At 46.3% G+C, this 22,446-nt stretch carries 19 protein-coding genes and 1 tRNA gene; 17 read left to right on the top strand and 3 right to left on the bottom strand.

Annotated elements, in window-relative coordinates:
- The first annotated feature begins 276 nt into the window (after positions 1–276).
- The 12 genes from ACZ5NB_RS10540 (at position 277) to ACZ5NB_RS10485 (ending at position 15,570) form a co-directional block, all read left to right on the top strand.
- A complete protein-coding gene (locus ACZ5NB_RS10540) occupies positions 277–945 on the top strand; it encodes a YEATS-associated helix-containing protein (protein ID WP_460233576.1) in 669 nt (222 codons plus the stop codon).
- A 67-nt stretch (positions 946–1,012) separates the two neighbouring features.
- On the top strand, positions 1,013–3,250 hold the full coding sequence (locus tag ACZ5NB_RS10535; protein ID WP_460233575.1) for a VWA domain-containing protein: 2,238 nt from the start codon (positions 1,013–1,015) through the stop codon (positions 3,248–3,250).
- A 213-nt stretch (positions 3,251–3,463) separates the two neighbouring features.
- Positions 3,464–4,309, top strand: coding sequence for an AAA family ATPase (locus ACZ5NB_RS10530; RefSeq protein WP_460233574.1), 846 nt, complete (start codon positions 3,464–3,466; stop codon positions 4,307–4,309).
- Between the two features lie 24 nt (positions 4,310–4,333).
- Entirely contained in the window at positions 4,334–5,509 is a 1,176-nt protein-coding gene (locus tag ACZ5NB_RS10525; RefSeq protein WP_460233573.1) for a vWA domain-containing protein, read from the top strand.
- A gap of 28 nt (positions 5,510–5,537) precedes the next feature.
- Positions 5,538–9,536, top strand: coding sequence for an ATP-dependent RNA helicase HrpA (hrpA, locus tag ACZ5NB_RS10520; RefSeq protein WP_460233572.1), 3,999 nt, complete (start codon positions 5,538–5,540; stop codon positions 9,534–9,536).
- Positions 9,537–9,694: 158 nt separating this feature from the next.
- Positions 9,695–10,657: a serine aminopeptidase domain-containing protein gene (locus tag ACZ5NB_RS10515; RefSeq protein WP_460233571.1), complete on the top strand. Its 963-nt coding sequence runs from the start codon at positions 9,695–9,697 to the stop codon at positions 10,655–10,657.
- Positions 10,658–10,824: 167 nt separating this feature from the next.
- Complete coding sequence (locus ACZ5NB_RS10510; protein WP_460233570.1) at positions 10,825–11,166, top strand: HvfA family oxazolone/thioamide-modified RiPP metallophore; 342 nt, start codon at positions 10,825–10,827, stop codon at positions 11,164–11,166.
- 28 nt (positions 11,167–11,194) lie between these two features.
- Positions 11,195–12,076 (top strand): HvfB family MNIO-type RiPP peptide maturase, encoded by an 882-nt coding sequence (locus tag ACZ5NB_RS10505; RefSeq protein ID WP_460233569.1) that lies wholly within the window; start codon positions 11,195–11,197, stop codon positions 12,074–12,076.
- A 10-nt stretch (positions 12,077–12,086) separates the two neighbouring features.
- A complete protein-coding gene (locus ACZ5NB_RS10500; RefSeq protein ID WP_460233568.1) occupies positions 12,087–12,851 on the top strand; it encodes an HvfC family RiPP maturation protein in 765 nt (254 codons plus the stop codon).
- A 349-nt stretch (positions 12,852–13,200) separates the two neighbouring features.
- Entirely contained in the window at positions 13,201–14,220 is a 1,020-nt protein-coding gene (locus ACZ5NB_RS10495) for a porin (RefSeq protein WP_460233567.1), read from the top strand.
- Positions 14,221–14,315: 95 nt separating this feature from the next.
- Entirely contained in the window at positions 14,316–14,735 is a 420-nt protein-coding gene (locus ACZ5NB_RS10490; protein ID WP_460233566.1) for a hypothetical protein, read from the top strand.
- A gap of 85 nt (positions 14,736–14,820) precedes the next feature.
- Positions 14,821–15,570, top strand: coding sequence for an MlaA family lipoprotein (locus ACZ5NB_RS10485; RefSeq protein ID WP_460233565.1), 750 nt, complete (start codon positions 14,821–14,823; stop codon positions 15,568–15,570).
- Positions 15,571–15,698: 128 nt separating this feature from the next.
- Here ACZ5NB_RS10485 and ACZ5NB_RS10480 read toward each other — a convergent pair whose 3' ends face one another.
- Positions 15,699–16,004, bottom strand: a complete 306-nt coding sequence (locus ACZ5NB_RS10480; RefSeq protein WP_460233564.1) for a PilZ domain-containing protein — start codon at positions 16,002–16,004, stop codon at positions 15,699–15,701.
- Positions 16,005–16,293: 289 nt separating this feature from the next.
- Between ACZ5NB_RS10480 and ACZ5NB_RS10475 the strand changes: the two genes are divergently transcribed.
- Complete coding sequence (locus ACZ5NB_RS10475) at positions 16,294–17,496, top strand: response regulator (RefSeq protein ID WP_460233563.1); 1,203 nt, start codon at positions 16,294–16,296, stop codon at positions 17,494–17,496.
- Between the two features lies 1 nt (position 17,497).
- Positions 17,498–17,986 carry an STAS domain-containing protein gene (locus tag ACZ5NB_RS10470; RefSeq protein ID WP_460233562.1) on the top strand — a complete coding sequence of 163 codons (489 nt, stop codon included), beginning with the start codon at positions 17,498–17,500 and terminating at the stop codon, positions 17,984–17,986.
- A gap of 50 nt (positions 17,987–18,036) precedes the next feature.
- Here the strand turns inward: ACZ5NB_RS10470 and dusA are convergent, their stop codons facing one another.
- On the bottom strand, positions 18,037–19,005 hold the full coding sequence (gene dusA / locus ACZ5NB_RS10465; protein WP_460233561.1) for a tRNA dihydrouridine(20/20a) synthase DusA: 969 nt from the start codon (positions 19,003–19,005) through the stop codon (positions 18,037–18,039).
- Between the two features lie 222 nt (positions 19,006–19,227).
- On the opposite strand from dusA, the gene gltX reads away from it, so the two are divergent.
- Together gltX and ACZ5NB_RS10455 are read left to right on the top strand one after the other, a co-directional pair.
- On the top strand, positions 19,228–20,718 hold the full coding sequence (gene gltX / locus ACZ5NB_RS10460; protein ID WP_460233560.1) for a glutamate--tRNA ligase: 1,491 nt from the start codon (positions 19,228–19,230) through the stop codon (positions 20,716–20,718).
- A 64-nt stretch (positions 20,719–20,782) separates the two neighbouring features.
- Positions 20,783–20,858: transfer RNA gene (locus ACZ5NB_RS10455), tRNA-Ala, on the top strand.
- Positions 20,859–21,131: 273 nt separating this feature from the next.
- On the opposite strand, the gene ACZ5NB_RS10450 is transcribed toward ACZ5NB_RS10455, so the two are convergent.
- The gene (locus tag ACZ5NB_RS10450; protein ID WP_460233559.1) at positions 21,132–21,548 is read right to left on the bottom strand and encodes a hypothetical protein; all 417 of its coding nucleotides are present in this window, start codon (positions 21,546–21,548) and stop codon (positions 21,132–21,134) included.
- A gap of 275 nt (positions 21,549–21,823) precedes the next feature.
- Here ACZ5NB_RS10450 and ACZ5NB_RS10445 point away from each other — a divergent pair, with 275 nt between their 5' ends.
- The gene (locus ACZ5NB_RS10445) at positions 21,824–22,156 is read left to right on the top strand and encodes a hypothetical protein (protein ID WP_464107540.1); all 333 of its coding nucleotides are present in this window, start codon (positions 21,824–21,826) and stop codon (positions 22,154–22,156) included.
- Positions 22,157–22,446: the final 290 nt, after the last annotated feature.

Genomic DNA, 22,446 nt, shown 5'->3' with positions numbered 1-22,446 from the left:
ATATCCCGCATTCCTTATTGAAAGCATTTTAGCTCCGCGCCTGGTGCTGTTTGCTTCTCTTAGATTTTCTCTCCTAACCTGTCCCCAAGAAATTGATAAGTCCTCAAGAGCTGCTATAACTACAAGACATAAGCTGTATTTTTCTCTCAGGTGCCAAGGGAATCCGGCACGTTTGCTGCTTAACTGACAAGGGAGCGTATTTAATTACCAAACCGTCAATTATTTGGCGGAGAACGACCCATTGTCGAAAAAATTCTAGAAGAATAGAGGTGAGATATGGCAGACCATATTTTTATTCTGGCGGCAGTCATGATGATCGCGGGTGTTTTTGGCGGTCTGATTAACTACTACCAGATGAACCAAGATGATAGTGATCCAGCGAGCTTGCCGCGCTGTATCGTCATTGGAACAGGCGCATCGTTCTTGGTGCCAGTGGTGCTAGACTTGGTGAATAGCGACTTAATTTTGGAGATTCAGGGAGATCCATCCAGGCTGCTTATTTACACGGGTTTTTGCCTGATTGCCGCTATTGCCTCGCGCTTTGTTATTGTCAATATGTCAGAGCGCATTCTACGCGAAGCGAATTTGGCTAAAACAAAATCAGATGTTATTTCTCATGATTTGAAAATTATCCAAGAAGAGCTGATACCTTTAATTGAGACAGAGACCGAAAATGATTATTCCCAAGGTTCTGAGGATGATGTCTATGTTGAAGAAGAGCTTGATGTGACATCTAGCCGAGTACTTAAAATTTTAGGGTGTGGTCGCTATATTTTCCGTTCCATGGCGGGCTTGTGTAACGAAGCAGGCAGCGATGAAACAACGATGGCTAAAACTCTCAACGTATTGGTTGGCCGTAATCTGGCGGGAAAAATATCGGGAAAAAATGGTGTGCGTTGGTATCTGACGGATAAGGGACGCCGCACAGTCGATTTGCTCATCTAGTGATAGTGGGCAAGTAGGATCACGAGCATAGGCTGGTGATAAAGGGTTTTAATATGAGGGACATCGGGTGAACCGGTTAGGATGCCATCAGCAGACAAAAGTCGCATATCAACGTCGATATAGCTCGCGTTTGTGGTTCATTCGAATATTTATAATTCCATTCTTATTTCTCACCGCATCACACCTTACGTTCGCACAAGACGATCAACCCAAGCCGCCAGACGTGAGGTTGATAATCGATGTCTCTGGCAGTATGAAGAAAAATGACCCCAACAACTTACGTCAGCCGGCCGTTGATCTGTTGGTGAAGTTGTTGCCCGATGGTAGCAAGGCAGGGGTTTGGACTTTTGGGCGCTACGTGAACATGTTGGTTCCTCATCGCGAGGTCAATGACACATGGCGCAAAACGGCAAGCTCTAAAGCAGAAGATATTAACTCCACAGGCCTTTTTACCAATATTGGTGAAGCGCTGGAAAAAGCAGCCTACGATCTCGATCGACCTAATGATGAGTATAATACTCATCTCATTTTATTAACCGATGGCATGGTTGATATCTCACGAGATACAGATGAAAACCAACAAGAATGGCGCCGCATTGTTGATCAGCTCCTGCCTAAATTTAAAGATGCTGGTTTTACCATTCATACTATTTCTCTTTCTGAAAACGCTGACTCTGAATTAATGAATCGATTAGCGGCGGGCACTGATGGTGTGACGTCGGTAGCCGGGACAGCCGATGCATTAATGGAGGCGTTTTTACAGGCATTCAATAGCGCTGCGCCGGCAGAGCAATTGCCCTTAGAGGGCAACAGTTTTGTGGTTGATTCGAGTATTGAAGAGTTTACCGCGTTGGTATTTCCATCGCCTGGTAGCCCTGAAACGGCATTGGTGGGCCCCGATCAAGAGACCTATCGTTACTCTAAGGAATCTGAATACGTTAACTGGCACCATACGGAAAAATATGACCTGATCACAGTGTCCAAGCCAGTTGAAGGTGAATGGCAAATACTCGCTGATTTAGAGCCGAATAGTCGCGTCACAGTGGTCAGTAATCTGAATTTAATCGTCAAGCCTCTAAAGAACAATATCTACATAGATGACTTAGTGACATTGAACCTTCTTCTTAGCGAGGATGGAAAAACCATTACCCGCAGAGACTTTTTAGAATTGTTAGATGTTGATTATATGCTCAGCAAACGAGGTGGCGACGACCAATGGAGTGAATCACTCTCGGACCCCGGTGTGCCGAGCAATGGAATTTATTCTAAGACGTTAAGCGTGTTTAGTACTGAAGCATACTACGACCTAAAAGTTGTTGTGGATGGAAAAAGCTTTAAACGTGAGTTTTCCCATTCGCTTGCTGTGAGAAAACCATTTGCTACAGAAGTTGATAAAAAAATTATCGATGGAAAAACGCACTTTATTATCACCGTGAGCAGCTTTGGTGACGATATTAATTACAGCGACACACGTGTTGCAGCGAGGGTAAAAGATCCCGAAGGTCGAAATAGCATTCAGCCGTTAACGCTTACCGAATTTGATAGTTGGGTGTTGGACTTGCCCGCTAGTTCAGAAGGCACGTTTGATATTGGTATACGGATCAATGCGGTAGATAGTGCCGGTGGCGAATACGAGTATTCGCCAAATCCAATTCGTCTCCGCTACCCTGATGGTGATGATCCTTTTGGTGGATCAGCTCCTGAGCAGGAACCTCCGCTAACTGAACCAGAGGTTGAACCTGAACCATTAGATGAGATGCCTAAGGATGATGTGGAGCCAGCAGTTGAGGCTGAACCCGAACCTATCACTCCAGAGCCTGAAGCATCGCAACTGGCAGCAACACAACCAGAAGAAGATCAGGAAGAAAGTAGTAAACTTTGGCTCTATATCGGTTTAGGTGTGGGGAATCTCATCATATTAGTTGCCGCTTTTTTTGCCTATCGCATGATAATGGGCAAAAAACCAGAGGCTGAGGATGAGGATGTCGACGAGTTGGTCGCCAATACAGCTAAAGACCTCGATAAAACGCCCCCTCCTGAAGCCGCCCCCAGTATGGCGGACATGTCGGGAGAAGAGGAAGCCCCTCAAGAGGAGCCTGGCTTGTCTGCAGATCTTGATCTCTCTGCCGATGTCGTTGAGGAGGAAAGCGATGATGAGCCCGCCGAGGTGCCAGAGCCGCCCCCGCTCGATGCCGGTGATATCGAAGAAGAGGATAGCGGAGAAGAGCTTGGCGTTACAGATGTCGAATTCTCGCTCGATGACTTTTCCTCAGATGACTTAGACGAAGAAGAAGACGATAAATAGTCGGCATTCTTCGGCACCTCAAAGCTGCATAGAGGCTTCCCTTGGCCACTGATTTTGATATCACGCCCGTTTCCCGAAAGTATAAATAGCATTTATCGCTAAATATTCTCTTCAAACACATGATTATTCTATACAACACTCCTGTGGTAGAATTTGCGGCTTTATAGCAATTGATCACCAGCACCTGCCGGATGTGAAGTAGAGGAATAGTCCATGAAATTTGAAGGTACCGAAAAGTACGTTGCTACCGATGACTTGCGAATGGCGGTAGACGCCGCGGTAGCGTTGGAGCGGCCCTTGTTGATCAAAGGAGAGCCAGGCACAGGTAAAACCATGTTGGCGGAAGAGGTGGCCGGTGCACTGGGCAAAAAACTGATCCAGTGGCACATCAAGTCAACAACAAAAGCTCAGCAAGGCCTTTACGAATACGACGCTGTGTCACGCCTCCGGGACTCTCAACTGGGTGACGACAAAGTACACGATATCAGCAATTACATTAAGCGTGGAAAGTTGTGGGAAGCGTTCGCCGCCGACGAGCAAGTGGTGTTGCTGATCGATGAAATCGATAAAGCCGATATTGAGTTTCCAAACGATCTATTGGTTGAAATTGATAAAATGGAATTCTTTGTTTACGAAACTGGCGAGACAGTTAAAGCGAAACACCGCCCCATTGTTATCATTACCAGTAACAACGAAAAAGAACTGCCGGACGCATTCCTGCGACGCTGTTTCTTCCACTACATCAATTTCCCAGAGCGCGAGACAATGAAAGCGATTGTCGACGTTCATTTCCCCAAAATTCAAACAGAATTGGTGAATGACGCACTGGACATTTTCTTTGATGTTCGCAAGGTACCAGGCCTAAAGAAAAAACCCTCAACGTCCGAACTAATTGACTGGCTCAAATTGTTGATGGCAGATGAAATTCCCGATGAAGTACTGAAAAACCGTGATGCAACGAAAGCTATTCCACCACTGTATGGCGCGTTGCTAAAGAACGAGCAAGACGTTCACATGCTCGAGCGGCTCGCTTTTATGGTTAGAAGGGAAAATCGCTAAGGTCATCACCTGAGGTCAAAGGTTATGTTGATTAACTTTTTCTACGGCCTGCGTAACTCGCAGGTGCCCGTTTCACTGAAAGAGCTATTGATCTTATTGGAAGCACTCGAGAAACGCGTGGCGTTTGGCAGTATCGATGATTTTTATTTGTTGTCGCGTACCTGTTTGGTCAAGGATGAAAAATACTTTGATAAATTTGACCGCGCGTTCGGTGCTTACTTTAAAGACCTTGAAAATATCGATGATATTATTGAGGCCATTATTCCAGAAGATTGGTTGCGCAGCGAATTTCTGAAAACACTCAGTGACGAAGAAAAGGCGAAGATTGAGTCAATCGGTGGTTTGGAAAAACTAATCGAAGAATTTAAAAAGCGTCTTGAAGAACAAAAGAAGAAACATTCGGGCGGTAACAAGTGGATTGGCACCGGCGGGACCTCGCCATTTGGAAATAGTGGTTACCACCCGGGCGGTATTCGCATTGGTGGTGAAGGCGGTAATAATTCGGCCTCTAAGGTCTGGGATCAGCGACAGTATAAAAATCTCGATGACTCCGTTCAGCTGGGTACCCGCAACATCAAAATGGCCCTACGTAAATTACGTAAGTTTGCGCGAACCGGTGCAGCTGACGAATTAGATCTTGATGATACGATCAGTTCCACAGCGCGTAACGCCGGTTTGCTTGATATCAAAATGGTCCCAGAAAAACACAATGCAGTGAAAGTGTTGTTGTTTTTCGATGTTGGCGGTTCGATGGATCCATACGTAAAAGTCTGTGAAGAGCTATTCTCGGCCTGCAAGACCGAATTTAAGCACATGGAATATTTTTACTTCCATAATTTTCTCTACGAGCGTGTGTGGAAAGACAACTATCGCCGCCAACAAAACACCATGGATGTGATGGATGTTTTGCATAAATATAGCAGTGATTACAAAGTGATTTTTGTCGGCGACGCAACGATGGGTGCGTATGAAATTACCCATAAGTTTGGAAGTGTCGAACACATGAATGAAGAGCCAGGCTACCTGTGGATGCAGCGCGTTCGCGATACATTCGATAAGGTTATCTGGTTAAATCCAACCTTTAAAGACCACTGGCAATATACACAAAGCATTGAAATGACCAAAGAATTAGTGGAAGACAAGATGTATCCACTAACCTTGGCGGGCTTAGATGAAGGTATTGCCTACCTGTCTCGATAGAGGCTAGTAGGCATCCCACTTTTTCACTATGGCCGATCCGACAGCAGCTCCTTCTATTTCTTTTAATCCCGCATCTATTGTCCTCGACGACTGTATGTTGAGTGACCGCTTCAAGCTATCCAAGCTTCAACGCAGTCTCCGTGAGCGGCAATCATCCAACAAGCCAGTCGATAAAATCGTTGAACAATTATCGAGTTTATATCGGGATTCGACCACCCGAAAGTTGCAACGCTTCGCTAGTTTGCCAAAGATCGAATTCCCTGAAGAGTTACCTGTATCGCAAAAGCGGGATGATATCGCCGACGCGATTCGCAATAACCAAGTTGTTATTGTTGCCGGTGAAACGGGTTCCGGTAAGACTACACAGCTTCCTAAAATCTGCTTAGAGCTCGGTCGTGGCGTGGCTGGAATGATTGGCCATACGCAACCGAGGCGCATCGCTGCACGTACGGTAGCAGATAGGATTGCTGAAGAGTTGAACGTTAGTTTGGGTGAGCAGGTCGGCTATCAAGTCCGTTTTACTGATCATAGTAATACAGAAACTCACATCAAATTAATGACTGACGGCATCTTGTTGGCCGAGATTCAGCGGGACAAATTCCTAAACCGCTATGACACCATTATTGTCGATGAGGCCCATGAGCGCAGCCTAAATATTGATTTTTTGTTGGGTTATCTAAAGCAGTTATTGCCCCGTAGGCCTGATTTAAAAGTCATCGTTACGTCAGCAACGATTGATGTAGAGCGACTATCAAAACATTTCAATGACGCTCCGGTGGTTGAAGTGTCTGGGCGTACCTACCCCGTGAATATTCAGTATCGGCCTGAGTTTAACGATGAGATGGATCAAGCCGGTAGCATTGTTGAAATTATTTCGGAAATCAATCAAGGGCTGCACGGCAAAGCGGAAACCGGGCCGGGTGATATTCTGGTGTTTTTAAGCGGTGAGCGAGAGATACGCGAAACCGCGCTCGCTATACGCAAAGCAAACTTACCCCATATTGACGTGCTTCCGCTTTACGCTCGACTAAGTCTAGCTGAGCAAAGCAAGGTATTTAAATCACACCGTGGCACACGGGTCGTGCTTGCTACCAATGTGGCAGAAACTTCGATTACCGTGCCGGGTATTCGTTATGTGATTGATCCCGGCTACGCTAGAGTGAGTCGTTACAGCTATCGTACCAAAGTGCAGCGGCTACCTATCGAAGCTATTTCACAAGCGAGCGCGAATCAGCGTGCCGGGCGAAGCGGTCGTGTTGCCGAAGGTGTGTGCTTTCGTTTGTATGAAGAGGACGATTTCCAGCAGCGCGCCGAGTTTAACGACCCAGAGATTATGCGGAGTAATCTCGCCAGCGTTATTCTGCAAATGGCACAGCTACGCATTGGGGATATAAGGGACTTTCCGTTTGTTGATGTCCCCGATTCTCGCTTGATTAACGACGGCTTTAAATTGCTTGAAGAGCTTCAGGCATTAGGGAGAGGCGAAAAGCTCACTCAACTGGGGAGAAAACTGACAGGTTTACCTGTTGACCCGAAACTGGCTCGCATGTGTTTGGCCGCCGATAAATTTGGCTGTCTACAAGAACTATTAATTATAGTCAGTGCGTTAACTATTCAAGACCCCAGGGAACGTCCGGCTGACAAACAGCAAGCCTCGGATGAAAAGCACAGGCGTTTTTGGGATGAGCAATCAGATTTTGTAGCTCTGATTAACCTTTGGCGTTACGTGGAAGAAAAACGCCAAGAACTTTCGAATAGCCAATTTCGGAATCTGTGTAAAAAAGACTATCTGTCTTTTATGCGCTTACGAGAATGGCGTGATCTACATCACCAGCTGCGGCTTTCTTGCAAACATTTAGGTCTTAAAGAAAATAAAGAGCCAGCGAATTATGAGGCAGTTCATTTGGCGCTGCTAACAGGGCTGCTGGGTAACATCGGAAACCTAAATGATGAAAGAGCGTATATGGGGCCGCGCAATCGCAGCTTTAATATTTTTCCAGCATCTTCTCAATTCAAGAAAACACCCAAATGGATCGTTGCATCAGAACTGATAGAAACCACTAAACTCTACGCGCATGGGGTCGCAAAGATCTCGCCAGAGTGGGTGTTGAAAGTCGCTGATCACGTCGTTAAACGGCAACATTATGAACCGCATTACGATAGTAAACGTGGCCAGGTTATGGCCTACGAGCGAATTTCGCTGTACGGATTGGTGTTAGTTGAGAAGCAACGAGTTAACTTTAGTCAGATTGATCCACCCCTCGCGCGCGAAATATTTATTCGAGCTGCTCTAGTCGATGGCAAGTATCAGCCGGAGAAGCGACGTTTAGAAAAACATCAGAGCAACCATTCGAAAGAAAAATCAAAGCCTAGTCAGTCGCAGGAGTTCTGGCAGCACAACCAACGATTGTATAAGGAAGTTGAGGAGCTGGAGGCTAAGTCCCGTAGAAGGGATATTTTGGCAGAAGATCGCGTTGTGTTCGATTTCTTTGACCAGCGTATACCGCAAGATGTCGTCAATCGTCGCAGCTTCGATAACTGGCGCAAAAAGATTGAGTGCGACAATCCACAAGTGCTCTACATTCCCCGTGATTTGCTAATGCAGCACGCCGCAGTGGATATTACCGAAGCGCAATTTCCCGACGAATTAGTTGTTGGAAAACAGTCCTTTATCATCGAATATCATTTCGAGCCAGGTTCGGAAAATGACGGGGCAAACTTGAAGGTCCCTGTCCATGCTCTCCATGTGTTACAGCCGAATGTGTTGGAATGGCTTGTGCCGGGATTACTGCGCGATAAATGTATACAACTAGTGAAATCGTTACCCAAGCAATGGCGAAAACACTTTGTGCCGGTTCCAGACTATATTGATAAGGCAATGCCGGAATTAAAACGAGGTGATATCCCTTTGTGGCAAGAACTAAGTCGTGTTTTACGACGCCTTAAAGGTGTGGAGATTCCCGACGATGTGTTTTCAAAAGTGGAAGTAGAGCCATTTTATTGTTTCAATATTTGTATTCTTAATGAAAAGGGTAAGGTTATTGATCACGGACGTGATATTCACGCGTTGCGTGCGAAATATCGTGATCGATTGCAAACCACCTTGAAGTCAGTGGGTAACGACATAGAGCGAAAGAACATCAGCGAGTGGGTTATCGGTACACTTGCTGAAAGTCAGCACATTAAAAACAAAGGCATTGAGACGTTAGGTTATCCTGGCTTGCAAGATAAAGCCGAGCATGTTGATCTCACGTTATTTGATAATCCGACCCAAGCATTTTTTACCCATCAGCGTGGTGTGGTCCGCTTAATTGCCATCGCATTAAAGCAACAAGTTAAGTATCTACAAAAAAATCTCTTCAAAGGTAAAACTATCGGCTTGCAGCTAGTTGCAATGGGCGACGCGAAACAGTTAAAAGATGATGTCATTTGTGCTGCGATAAAGCAGATAATTTGCCCAACGGGTAAAGAATCGTTGCCACGAGATGAGGCGAGCTTCGAGACTGCCGTACAACAGGCGCAATTAGGCTTAACGAAACGCGCCCAAGAGCTTGAATTATTGATATTGGAGACTGGCAAAGCCATTACGCAAATACACTCAGCCTTGAGCGACCGGTCAATCAAGGTAACGTTTAAACCGATTAGTGAAGATATTGCGGAGCAAATAAAGCAGCTAACACGACCCAGTTTTTTGTTCTCTACACCGTTAGAATGGTTACAGCAATATCAACGTTACTTTGCGGCTATCCAGTCGCGTATTCAGAAGTCCGACGCGCAAATACAGAAAGATTTAGCGAATATCGATCTCATTCAACCTCAGCTAGCACGTTTGCAGAGCTACTGGGAGTCTACCAATGAGGAAGCGTTAGTCTTGTGCCCTGAGCTGGCGACCTTCCGCTGGATGCTAGAGGAATACCGTATCTCGCTATTTGCGCAGCCAATGAAAACCAAGTCCCCCATTTCTGAAAAGCGGCTCGATAAACAGTGGCTGCTGGCTGAAAAACAGTGGAAGGATCTAAGAAAATAGTCTTAGCGATAATCCTCAAAAGGGCGGCGTCAATACTGGCACCTTGCTCGCCCATCGCCTAGAATGGCGGCGGCCTAATCGCCATTTTCCTTGGTTTAATGTTGCCCGGTGATGCATACAATAATAAGCGGCGGGGCTAAAAACGGTTCTCGGAGTTCATGCAAAATATCACCTGGAATGGCACTCGTCTCCGCGTTCAATCCTATAATGTGCAAGTTGGCGCACATCAGCTCGAATTACGCCGTTGTTTTCGACAGGCCTCGGGCGTACCAATCTTCATGGTGCCAGGTTTCCTAGAATCTACGCAGTTATTTTTACCCTCCAAGGGACTGGGTGGATTAGCACCTTATCTCGCGAATCAAGGTTTTGATGTCTATCTTGCTGAGCTGAGAGGCAAAGGCGCTAGCTGGCCGTCAGCCTCTCGTGCCATGACCTCAGGGGTTCACGAAGCCATTTGTGAAGATATTCCAGCCCATCTGGGGATGCTAGAAAAGCTGCGTCCTGGGGAGCCCCAATTCTGGTTAGGGCAAGGTTTAGGAAGCTTGTTACTTTTGGGTAGTTACGCGCGTATTGCTCAGTTAATGGCGCCTGTCGCCGGAATGATTCATATCTCTCCCGGTCGGCACTGTTCATTACATGGTTGGCGTAAGGCTTTGTCATATCAAGCCTGGTCTTCTCTGTTGAAGCTGCAGAGCTTGGTGTTGGGGTATTGTAAAAGCCCGTTTTCAGACCCTGTGAAGGCTGAGACCAAAGCGACCTTAGACGCGATCCAGAAGTGGCACACGGCAGCTGAGTGGCTGGATCCTGTCGATGGGTTTGACTATCGACAGGGTTTGCGAGACAAGCTGTTGCCCCCGAGCCTTTATGTGGCTAATCGCAAAAACGCGTTATGGGGCAATGTCGATGATTGTCGCCTCTTGATTAATGAACTGGGCGAGCATGATGGACGTATGATTGTTATCAGTAAGCAAGGTGGTAATTTGCGAGACTATACTTCTACGGCCATGCTCAAGCATCCTAAAAGTTGTATTGACCACTTTGAGCAAATACATACATGGGTAGAGGAACGGTTGGTATCGTCCAACTCACAGAGCACTCATCGCGAACTAGAGCAAGTCTAATGATGGTGAATCATACAGGCGCAACCAAGTTCACAATTTGTGCTTCCGTAACGAACTTAGTCACTGGTATTGGGTCATACTCGCGAGTGACAAAGTAGGGTAGGAGCGCTGCTCTATATCTAGTTTTAACAATGTTTTAGTTTTAAACACTCTCAAGGAGAAACATCATGGCGAAGAAAACATTAACCCCAATCGCGGCTGCAGTGGGCGCGGCATTTTTAGCATCAGCTAGCTTGTCAGCTTCAGTTTCCGCATCTGAAAATCCATTTGCGTCATCTGACCTGTCATCAGGCTACAATCTTGCGGCAAAAGACGCCGAAGGAAAATGTGGTGAAGGCAAGTGCGGCGAAGGCAAATGTGGTGGTAAAGATGCCAAGAAAGCCGAAGGTAAATGTGGTGAAGGCAAATGTGGTGAAGGTAAGTGCGGCGGTGATAAAGACGCCAAGAAAGCCGAAGGTAAATGTGGTGAAGGTAAATGCGGCGAAGGTAAGTGCGGCGGCAAATCTTAATCTCCACTTTTTACATTAAGGTAAAACTATGACCAATTCAGGTACTCTCTCTGGCGCAGGTTTAGGCTTAAGGCGATGTCTTCTTGATGATCTCCAAAACGCCACAACCGACGACATAAACTTTATGGAGGTTGCGCCAGAGAACTGGATTGGCTTAGGCGGGAGGCTCGGTAAAAAGTTTCGCGAGTATACCGAGCGCTTCCCGTTTGTTATCCATGGCTTGAGTCTTTCAATTGGTTCTACTGACCCGCTTGATTATGACTTGGTCAAAGCCACAAAAAAACTCATGCAAGAGCATGGTATTCAACATTATACCGAGCACCTCAGTTACTGCTCTGACAGTGGGCATTTATATGACTTGATGCCAATTCCCTTCACAGAAGAGGCGGTAAAACACACGGCTAACCGCATTCGTGAAGTGCAAGATATTCTCGAGCAACGCATTGCGATGGAAAATGTTTCGTACTATTGCGCCCCATCTCAAGAGATGTCTGAGATAGAATTTATTAATGCAGTCATTTCAGAAGCAGATTGTGATTTATTACTCGACGTAAACAATATTTATGTGAATAGCATTAATCACCACTACGATCCAAACGATTTTCTAAATCAGTTGCCGGGTGATCGCGCTGTCTATGTTCACGTTGCAGGTCATTACGAAGAGGCTGAAGATTTAAGGGTAGATACGCACGGCGCTGACGTGATTTCTCCCGTCTGGGACTTACTGGATGCAGCGTATAAACGTTTTGGCGTTATCCCAACTCTCCTCGAACGCGACTTTAATATTCCTGCGGTTGATGAGCTACTTAAAGAGCTTGCCATTATAAAGTCGCTGCAGGCAAAAAATGCAGTTGCGAGCGACGATCATAGACAAAGTTCTATCGGCGACGACTTGGTTATTATTAGGTAAGGCGGACATTATGACTGGACTCGATTTCGCCAGCACGCAAAAACTACTCGCTGATCACCTTCGTTTTCCTGAAAATAAAAACTTGCGCTCAACATCTCCGCTCAACAACATTGAAGAGCGACGCTTAAAAATCTATCGAGAACTAATCTTCAATAATATCGAAGGTTTTATTAGTAGTGGTTTTCCAATCCTGAAAAGTCTTTACGACGATGGTGCGTGGAAAGGGATGGTGCGAGACTTTATTCAACGCCACGAGTCACATACACCTTACTTTTTAGAAATAAGCCAGGAGTTCCTCGCTTATTTACAAAATGAGCGAGACCTAAGTAACGACCCTCCCTTCATTTTAGAACTGGCTCATTACGAATGGGTAGAGTTGGCTCTGGATGTATCTAACGAAGTCTTTCCTCACGGTTTACGGCAGGAATTTGTATCGCTAGATGACAAACCTGTGCTATCTCCGTTAGCTTGGAATTTGTCCTATCAGTATCCAGTCCATCACATCGGTACCGAGTATCAACCTCAAGAGCCACCAGATGTTCCGACGTTTCTTGTGGTCTACCGAAATCGAGATGATGATGTTAAGTTCATGGAGGGTAATGCGCCGACTAGCCGATTACTGACGTTGCTTGATGACGGTAGCTTGTCAGTCCGCGAGGCGCTCAGTGTATTAGCCGAGGAAATGCAGGCACCTGATGTTGACGCTATATTTCAGTTTGGTGAAGATCTGATCAAACGTCTGTTAGCCCTAGGTATTGTTGCGGGTTACCAGTAGCGATCAACGTCGAGACTCCATCCTTTCCCCTGTCATAGAAATGACCTCTTTCTAAATTAATCTGCGAACGCCTAAATTCAATCCAGTTTCGTACAAAAACTGGTCAGGCGGTGGCGCGTTTAAGCAAATATGACTATTAGGTGACGAATAATTTTCAGTTAAATGACATATTTGTGACCATTTCATAAAACTGTAACATAGTCACCGCAAAATCCGCCCTGCAGTTGAGGACAAGCTCGATGTCTCAATGGCGTTAAGAAGGCTCGGTAGCAGTGGGTATCTACTAGAGCATCAATTAGCCGTAATGTAACGGTTAAATAACTACCAATTTATATAGAGGGTTTACCCGATGAAATTTAAACTTCTTCCGTTGGCTGTCATGGCGGCACTTCCATTCTCTGCGTTTGCAGAAGGCCCAATCGATGGGACTTTATACGGTAAGGTCAATTTGACTGTAGACCGCGTAAAACAAGAATTAGAGATTGGAGCAGCTAGTGACGACGCTAGCCAATGGGAACTCAATACGAATGCTTCGCGAATTGGTGTGAAGGGCAAATCCGATTTAACAGACTCTCTCAAAGTAATCTACAAACTAGAGTGGGAAGTCGATACAGCGGGTGATGGCACTGACCTTAAAGCACGCAACCGATATGTCGGTTTGAGCGGTGGTTTCGGTACCGTTATTGGCGGCAAGCACGATACCCCGACTAAATTAGCACAGAATAAGATTGATCTTTTTAATGATTTATACGGTGACATTAAAAATACATTCGAAGGTGAAAACCGGATCAACAATATCGTCATGTATACCACACCGACTTGGGGTCCCTTATCGGTTACTGCAGCTTTCGCTCCCGCAGAAGATGCAGCAGGAAGTGGTGTGCCCAGTGGTGATAACAAAGCTGGAGAGACTGGCGATGACGGCATTGCTGACGGTATCTCAATTGCGGCTCAGTTAGATTTCGATAACGTATATATAGCGTTAGCTGCAGACAAAGATATCGATGGTCAAGATTTGGTTCGCTTAGTTGGTCAATTCGATTTGGGGCCAGTTGTTCTCGGTGCAATGCTTCAACAAAATGAAGATGCGGCGACCGGTGGTGATAATCGAGATGAAAGTGGAATATTCGTCAGCGCGGCGATGAAAGTTGGTAGTAAGGGAAAAATCAAGTTCCAGTACGGCCAAACGGAAGATGATGCATTGTTTGACGTAGAATTGGACACGCTTTCGCTGGGTTACGATCACAAGCTAGGTAAGTCTACAAAGGCTTTCGTATATGCGACGCAAAACTCAGGAAAAGCCGATACGATTCCAAGCATTGAAGGTACCGAGACTGCTTTAGGCTTTGGCTTGGAACACAAATTCTAAGCTTCCCCTCCAGGATTGTATGAAAAACGCTTAGGGAGTGCATTGCACTCCCTTTTTTCGTGTAATAGCCGATTTCCGGTCGATAGGAACTTGCCATGAAAAAGATCATTCTACCCTTAGTAACCTCAATCGCTTTGTTCACTTTGAGCCAACTTGTCAGCGCTAAATGCGAAGACACGGTGGATATGGCCGACTCGCTGCGTTTCGATGCGTTGCATGGAAACTGCGAAGAGAATGACTCCAGTGAACCCCAAGTCCAGACCACAACCAACACGCCTGATGAAGTGAACTCGACGGCCTCAATACCTAGCCCTCAGGACAAAGCAGTTCAGAGCGCGCATTTGTCTGAATCATTTTCACTAGCTGGTGGGCCTTTGACAGCGCAAACGCTATTGTTTCAAAAGCTTGCGGATAAGTGTCCCAATGGCTGGGAAATCACCCGGCAGTGGGTTGATATCAATAACGGTCAAACATCGTTGAATTATGGTTATCGGTGTCTAGCCGTAGAGCACTAAGCGCGCAACCTTCACAAAGGAGCCGCATAACGGCATACTACGGCGCTTTAAATAACTCAAGATAACAACTCTAAAGCAGGATTCTATGCTCAAAATACGTCTAGGATTGACCCTTCTTGTAATAGCTGGCGCTTTGGTCGCAACAGGTTGTAGCTCCGTTCAGACTTCGGAAAAGGACCCTTATGAGGGTTTTAATCGCGCAGTGTTTAAGTTTAATGACACTGTGGATGGCTGGGTGCTGAAACCCGTGGCCAAAGGCTATCGAGCCGTCACGCCAAACCCCGTAGAGAATGGTATTAGCAATTTCTTCGACAACCTGCTCGAAGTGCGTAATGTCTTTAACGACGTACTGCAATGGCAGTGGGGTCAGGCTGCCAACGACAGTAGCCGCTTCTTAATCAATAGCACTATTGGTCTAGCCGGGCTATTCGATGTAGCCAAGTACATACACCTTGATAAGAGTGAAGGCGAAGATTTTGGTCAAACACTGGCTGTGTGGGGCGTTGGGGACGGCCCTTACGTCATGCTGCCTTTTTTAGGCCCAAGTAACCTCAGAGATACGGCGGGCTTGCCCGTCGATTGGTATGCGGATCCCATTGGCTATGTCGATCACGTGCCGACTCGTAACTCGACCAGAGCCTTTGGGTTTATTGTGGATAGGGCCGGCGTGCTTGATGCGGAAGAGTTTGTGAGTGGAGATCGGTACGTATTTCTTAGAGAGGCGTATTTCCAGCGACGTGAATACCTAATAAATAACGGCGATGTTGAGGACGACTTTGACAGCTTCGGCGACGATGAATACGGCGAAGAGTACAGTGATGACCCAGGGATTTAATTGACTTGTCAATTAAGGGGGCCGATCAGCGCTATTAGGGTAAGTCTGTCTTTAATGGTTGTTGCGCAAGCCTAGCGCTAAATAGGCCGCATTAAAAAGCCCAGCTTCGAGCTGGGCTTTTGGGTTATCTAGTCGAGCATTTCTTGTATCTCTAGGCCAAGAATGTAGCTCTTGGTCCTGGAAAGTTGGGAACGGGTGATAATTGCTTTTGCTCTTAACATTGGGCTGTTAACGTGATGGGATGAGAGTTGCACGCGAACCTCTTGGCCCAGATCCAGTTCAGACTTTGTCTCAAGTAAGAGACCGCTGCCACTCAGGTCTCGGCATATACCTTTAACACGCTTGCCATCCGCCAATAGTATTTCGGCTGGAGTATCCACCTTCATACGGATGAAATTACGCTTTTCGTTATAGCTGCGATTGAGTCGATCCATTTTGTTACCTCATCTGGATTGTTGGCCACCCACATCACTTCATTATTAGCATTTTGCGTTGCTGGAGTAGGTGTCATAAGGATAGTCTATTTCAAAATCCTAAGTCCAAAAAAATCTCAAAATAGCGCGTTAATGACTAGAAGTACTGAGAAATACCTGTGACGGGAATTGGTTGCGCGGCCTATAAGAAAGGAGTAGTGTAGGCGCCCATTATGTTCTGGGCTTAATGCGCCACACTTGTAGCAAGCTATGATTTCAGCGGTACTTTCCAGGGTTAGTAGGGGCGTTAATGGGGGCTGATAGTCGAAAACTGCTCATCATTGACGATGATGCGTTGGTACGAGAAAGCATGGTTGCTTATCTAGAAGATAGTGGCTATGTAATTGCCGAGGCAACTAGTGGCCAGGAAGGTCTCGAACGTTTCGATAGCTTTAAACCAGATCTTGTTCTCTCCGACCTTATGATGCCAAACATCGACGGTTTGGCGGTCCTCGAATCCATCCACACAATCTCGCCAGATACACCTGTGATCGTTATCTCCGGTGTTGGGGTGATGAATGACGTTGTCAGCGCTTTACGTCAAGGCGCAGCGGATTATCTCACCAAGCCTATCGTCGATATGGAGATGTTAGTCCACTCGATTGATCGCGCCTTGGAACGAAGCGAATTGATCACACAAAATCGTCGCTATCGCGAGGAACTAGAAGAAAAGAACAAAGAGCTTTCGCGTAACTTACGTATTTTCGAGCGAGACCAAAAAGCCGGTAGGGAAGTACAAAAGCGATTGTTGCCACCAAATCCTGTAACTCGATCCGGCTACACATTTTCCTATCACATACACCCCTCGTTATATCTCAGCGGCGATTTCATCGATTACGCTTACTTTTTAGATCGCTATTTTGGTTTTTATTTAACAGACGTTGCAGGCCATGGCGCATCATCAGCATTTGTGACCATTTGGCTGAAATACCTCGTAAGAAACCTCATGAGGGATAAAAGTGTATTTAAGCAAAGCAACGAGGACTTCGTATTTAACGATGGCCCGAATTTGTTGTTGCAGGGGATTAATCGAGAGCTAATCGCGACGCGTCTCAACAATCATCTGACGTCGTTTCACGGCAACATCGACAGCAAAACGCACAAATTGCACTATGCTGTAGGTGGACACTTGCCGATGCCGATCATGTTAGCTGATGACGGGGCTCGCTACCTTGAAGGCAAAGGGAAGCCGATTGGTATCTTTAGCAACGTCGACTGGAAGGTCTATGAGGAGAATCTTCCTGAGAAGTTTGCATTGGTTTTGTTCTCTGATGGTGTATTAGAAATTCTGCCTGGAGAAACCTTGCAAGATAAGGAGGCACTTTTGCTGGAAACTGTGTCTAAGTTAAAGGGAGCGATCACAATAGATGTGGTATGCGACGCGCTAGGAATGCCAGACATCGACGTCGCACCCGATGACATCGCTATTATGTTGATCACAAGAGGGCATTAATATGCAGTTGCAGCCCGGACAAATATTAGTCGCTGAATCTGACGGAACCCAAGTCATTAAAATGGTGGGAGACGTTAGGTTAACGCTTTGTATTTCATTCGATAAGTTTATCGAAGCAATGTTCAATGGAGCCAGCCCCTGCGCAATTGTGTTTGATCTTACTGAAGCACAATGCGTAGACAGTACAACGCTTGGCCTGATGGCAAAAATTGCCATTATGTCGCGAGAGCGTTGCGGTTTAGTCCCTGTGGTTTTTTCCACCAATCCTTCAGTGAATCGACTGCTCGACACCATGGGCTTTGATGATATTTTCGAAATCGTCCACGACCAGCATTGTTTTGATAAGCCGTGCCGTCACATCACCGTAACGGATATTGATGAAGAGGGTGCGAAGGCAAGGGTTCTTGAGGCGCACAATATTTTAATGCAGATGAACGACAAAAACCGAAATACCTTTCGTGACCTGGTGAACACCTTAGAAGGTCAATAACCCACCACCTCAATATTTACTCAGCTCTCGTTCTGCCACCGCATTACATTTTATCTAATTAACGCTATAGCCTCTTCGAAAATCTTCTCGTCACTTGTGGCAAGGTGTGCATGTTCGCTTATGTGCCGACGAAATTTTTTGCCACCTGGTTGGCCGTGGAATAAACCAAGGATATGGCGAGAAAGATGGTTCAGGCGAGTGCCATGTGCCAGTTCGTCTCTGCAGTATTCCATGAACCCGCGTAAAACAGATTCTCTTGAAGGTTGTGGACTATTCTCATCGAAGAGTAGGGCATCCACATCGGCCAACATGAAAGGGTTGTGATAGGCTTCGCGTCCTACCATAACGCCGTCGAGGGCGCGCAAATGTGTCTGAGATTGCTCAAGTGTTGTGATACCGCCATTGAGAATTATCTCCAGTGAAGGGTAATCGCGTTTCAATTGATAGACGCGTTCATAATTTAATGGTGGTACTTCGCGATTTTGTTTAGGACTGAGTCCTTGCAGCCAAGCTTTACGAGCATGCACGATAAAGGTGTTGCACTCAGCGGAAGCCAGAGTACGAACAAAATGTTCTAAGTCTTCGTACTCATCTTGCTCGTCAACACCAATGCGATGTTTTATCGTCACGGGGATATTCACCACATTGTTCATTGCCTGAAAACACTCGGCTACCAACTCTGGCTCAAACATCAAGCACGCGCCAAACTTGCCAGACTGAACACGATCACTTGGGCAGCCACAATTCAAGTTAATTTCATCATACCCCCAGTCTTCAGCAATCTTTGCACACTCGGCTAATTGCGCTGGGTCGCTACCTCCTAGTTGAATGGCAATTGGATGTTCTTGATGGCTAAAGCGCAAATGGCGGTCGCGGTCTCCGTGCAGAATTGCACCGGTTGTAATCATCTCTGTATAAACAACGGCATGTTTGGTCAGTAAACGCCAAAAGTAACGGCAATGGCGATCACTCCAATCAATCATTGGGGCAATACAAAAGCGGTGGTCGAACGCGGGCATGAGTCTATCGTGGTGTAGTGAATAGTCGATACGCATTGTACCTCAGCTTTGACGTCTTCCCATAAACATCGCGCAGATAGTGTTGCGACATTGGTTTCAGTTAGCGGTTATGGCAAACTTCGCTCCCTAAATTTTCGGTAGTGTGCCGTAAAGATAAGTATTCTTGTCTAGGCGAACTCAGCGACTACCTTCCCCATCCAAAGTGCTTTATTGGGTTTATCTATGACCGTTCGTACGCGTATTGCTCCATCACCCACTGGCGATCCTCACGTAGGCACAGCCTACATCGCATTGTTTAACCTCGCTTTCACCCGCCAGCATGGTGGGCAGTTTTTATTGCGAATAGAAGATACCGATCAAACGCGCTCGACACCGGAGTCAGAGCAGGCAATCTTAGATAGCCTCCGTTGGTTAGGCGTGGAGTGGGATGAAGGCCCTGATGTTGGAGGACCGAACGGACCCTACCGACAAAGCGAGCGCAAGGAGATATACAAAGACTACGCGTTGGAATTGGTTGCTAAAGGCCACGCCTTTTACTGCTTTGCTACGGCGGAAGAACTGGATCAGATGCGAACTGAGCAAATGGCTAAAGGCGAAACGCCGAAGTACGATGGCCGTGGATTAAGGCTTAGCCAAGAAGAAGTCGATCAGCGATTGGCTGCAGGCGACCCCTATGTCATCCGCATGAAGATCCCAGAAGAGGGTAGTTGTCGTGTTGAAGACATGCTGCGTGGGCAAATTGATATCGAATGGTCGCAAGTCGATATGCAGGTGTTGCTCAAAGCTGATGGCATGCCGACCTATCATCTAGCATGCGTAGTTGACGACCACTTGATGGGTATTACTCATGTCATTCGGGGTGAAGAGTGGATCAATTCGACCCCTAAGCATATTCAACTGTATGAATATTTCGGCTGGGAGATGCCGTTATTTTGCCATTTGCCGCTTTTGCGCAACCCAGACAAATCGAAGTTATCTAAGCGTAAAAACCCCACCAGTATTTTGTACTACCAGCGCATGGGGATCTTGCCTGAGGCATTACTCAATTACTTGGGGCGTATGGGCTGGTCGATGCCTGACGAGAGTGAAAAGTTTTCTTTCCAAGAAATGGTCGACAACTTCAATATCCAGCGGGTTTCGTTGGGAGGGCCAATATTTGACCTCGAAAAACTAAGTTGGCTAAACGGCTTGTGGATTCGAGAAAATAACACACCAGAGCAGCTTGCTGAGCGTTTGATCAACTGGGGCTTCAATAAAGAAAATTTAATGGCGGTACTGCCTCACGCGCAGCAGCGCATGGAAACGTTGAGTGATTTCGCACCGTTAGCCGCGTTCTTATTGTCTGGAAATCTCTCTCTGACCGAATCTCAATTTGAAGCCAATAAGTTACCTGTGGAGCAGCAAAAACAAGTTCTTCAGTTTGCTTTGTGGCGGCTTGAAGCTGAAAGGGTGTGGGAAAGAGATGCTATCTTTACCAACCTGAAAGAGCTCGCTACGGCGATGGATATCAAGCTCAAAGATTTCTTGGCGCCGATATTCATTGCCATCGCTGGGACTTCTGCCTCCTTCTCCGTGATGGATTCTATGGTTCTTCTCGGCCCAGATATGTCGCGGGCTCGTCTTCGTTATGCCATAAATTGTCTTGGAGGTTTCGGCAATAAGGCTTTGAAAAAGCAGGAAAAAGCATACAATGCGCTGGCTCCAGTCATGTAGGGGTTGAGGGTAATTAGTCATTGACACTAAGTCGCAGGCTGATACAATCCTCGCCCTCAAATTCGGGGCCTTAGCTCAGCTGGGAGAGCGCAACACTGGCAGTGTTGAGGTCAGCGGTTCGATCCCGCTAGGCTCCACCAAAACCAAACCCCTGTGGCGAAAGCCACAGGGGTTTTTTATTTGGGGTGCTATTTTGAGTGGTTGCCCTTAGTGCGTTTCATGCTCGTTCGCTGACACTAAGTACCGCTGAGTATCCCTCATGCATTAATTGTAGATTTTTGGGTCAATAGAGATAGGTAATAACGCTTCAAGGAGGCTAACCCGAAGTTTTGAGACTTGAGGCGCGCAACGCACAGTGAGAACTAAAAAATCAAACTACACATCTTACCGTTTCAGCAGAATGAATTGATTCCTCAGTCGACTCTAGCGCCTCTATAGTATCGCTGTTTTCTTGCTGTTGTTTCCAAAGCGGTGTCCCTAGATTCACTTCGCTTTTTGATAATGGCTTGACCTCGATAGGTCACTCTCGTTTCTTCTTTCTGCTCGGGTTCTTCGATTTCAACTGGCTTGGCGCCACGATAAATTTTCATTTGCCGATCAGTTGCACCGTTTTCCTTGGTCGGTGGGTGCTTTTTAAAAATGGGGTCAAAGATTGTACGGTGGGTGTCGTCTACATCAACCGTTTCTTCAAAATAGCCGTAAAGATCCTGCCACGATTGAACAGCGATATTCTTTTGTAAGATATTCTTAGCTTTTGAGCAAATAGATTTTAGCTCCCTATGGTGGCCAGGCTGAATTAACCAAGACTTGAATGTCGTTGCTTGTGTCATACAAACTCCATTTCCATGATGTTGAAATAGATACGTTCCTAACGCTCCAGCGATCACGCTGGGTTTATGTGTGAACTGGGTCACATTATTAATTACTTTGACACGAATTGTTGTATGTTCAATGATCAGCGGCCGCAAATGATGGTTTATTGGGTTTGTTCAGGTCAAATTGCTTCTAAGTGTTTGATGTTGGTGCGTTTTCTCTTTTTTGTTTCTAATAAAATGCATAATAATGGCGCGCAAAGTCTCTAAAGTTGTGCGCCTGGAAGGTGGTGATGTTTCCAGAAAATGTCCATATGTCGTTTCGCTTGCCCAGCGCTAAATCTTGGGCGCCACGACGTCGATTGACGACTTTTCCCGTGGCTTCGACCATTGCCGGGAAACGAGACAATCCAGAGGACCGGGGGTTGCCCGGTCGTTGTATATCTATTTCAACAACGGCAGGCCTCATAATGAGACCAGTTTGGTACAACGGTAATTATCGCGCTGCGCAAGGGCGAGACTCGGTTGCTGTTGAAATGATTCATGACGCACGTGTTGTGCCGCTCTATAGTCAGCACCATAGTAACGACGTGAAGAATTGCATGGGCGACTCAGTTGGATGGTAGAACGGAAAGACGTTGGTTGTTGAAACCCTTGATTATCAATCTGTACAGAGTTTTTATAGCGCCTACGGTACGCTCAAAGTAACAGAACGTTTTACTCGAGTGGCCGACGATAGGGTGCTCTACCAATTTTAATTTGAAGGCCCCAAAAACCTGGGCAGAATCTTGAGGCAGTGAATGCGGGTTTTGGGCGTCTCCCGGTATTTACTTATTTGTCTACCACGAGGGAATTATCGGTTTTCAGGGTATTATTGCTGGTGCCCGAGAAGAAGAGCGGGATAATAATCGACACC

Source organism: Aurantivibrio plasticivorans, from assembly GCF_055392955.1.
The sequence above is the reverse complement of the archived record's forward strand: the minus strand, read 5'-3'. Positions and strand labels throughout refer to the sequence as shown.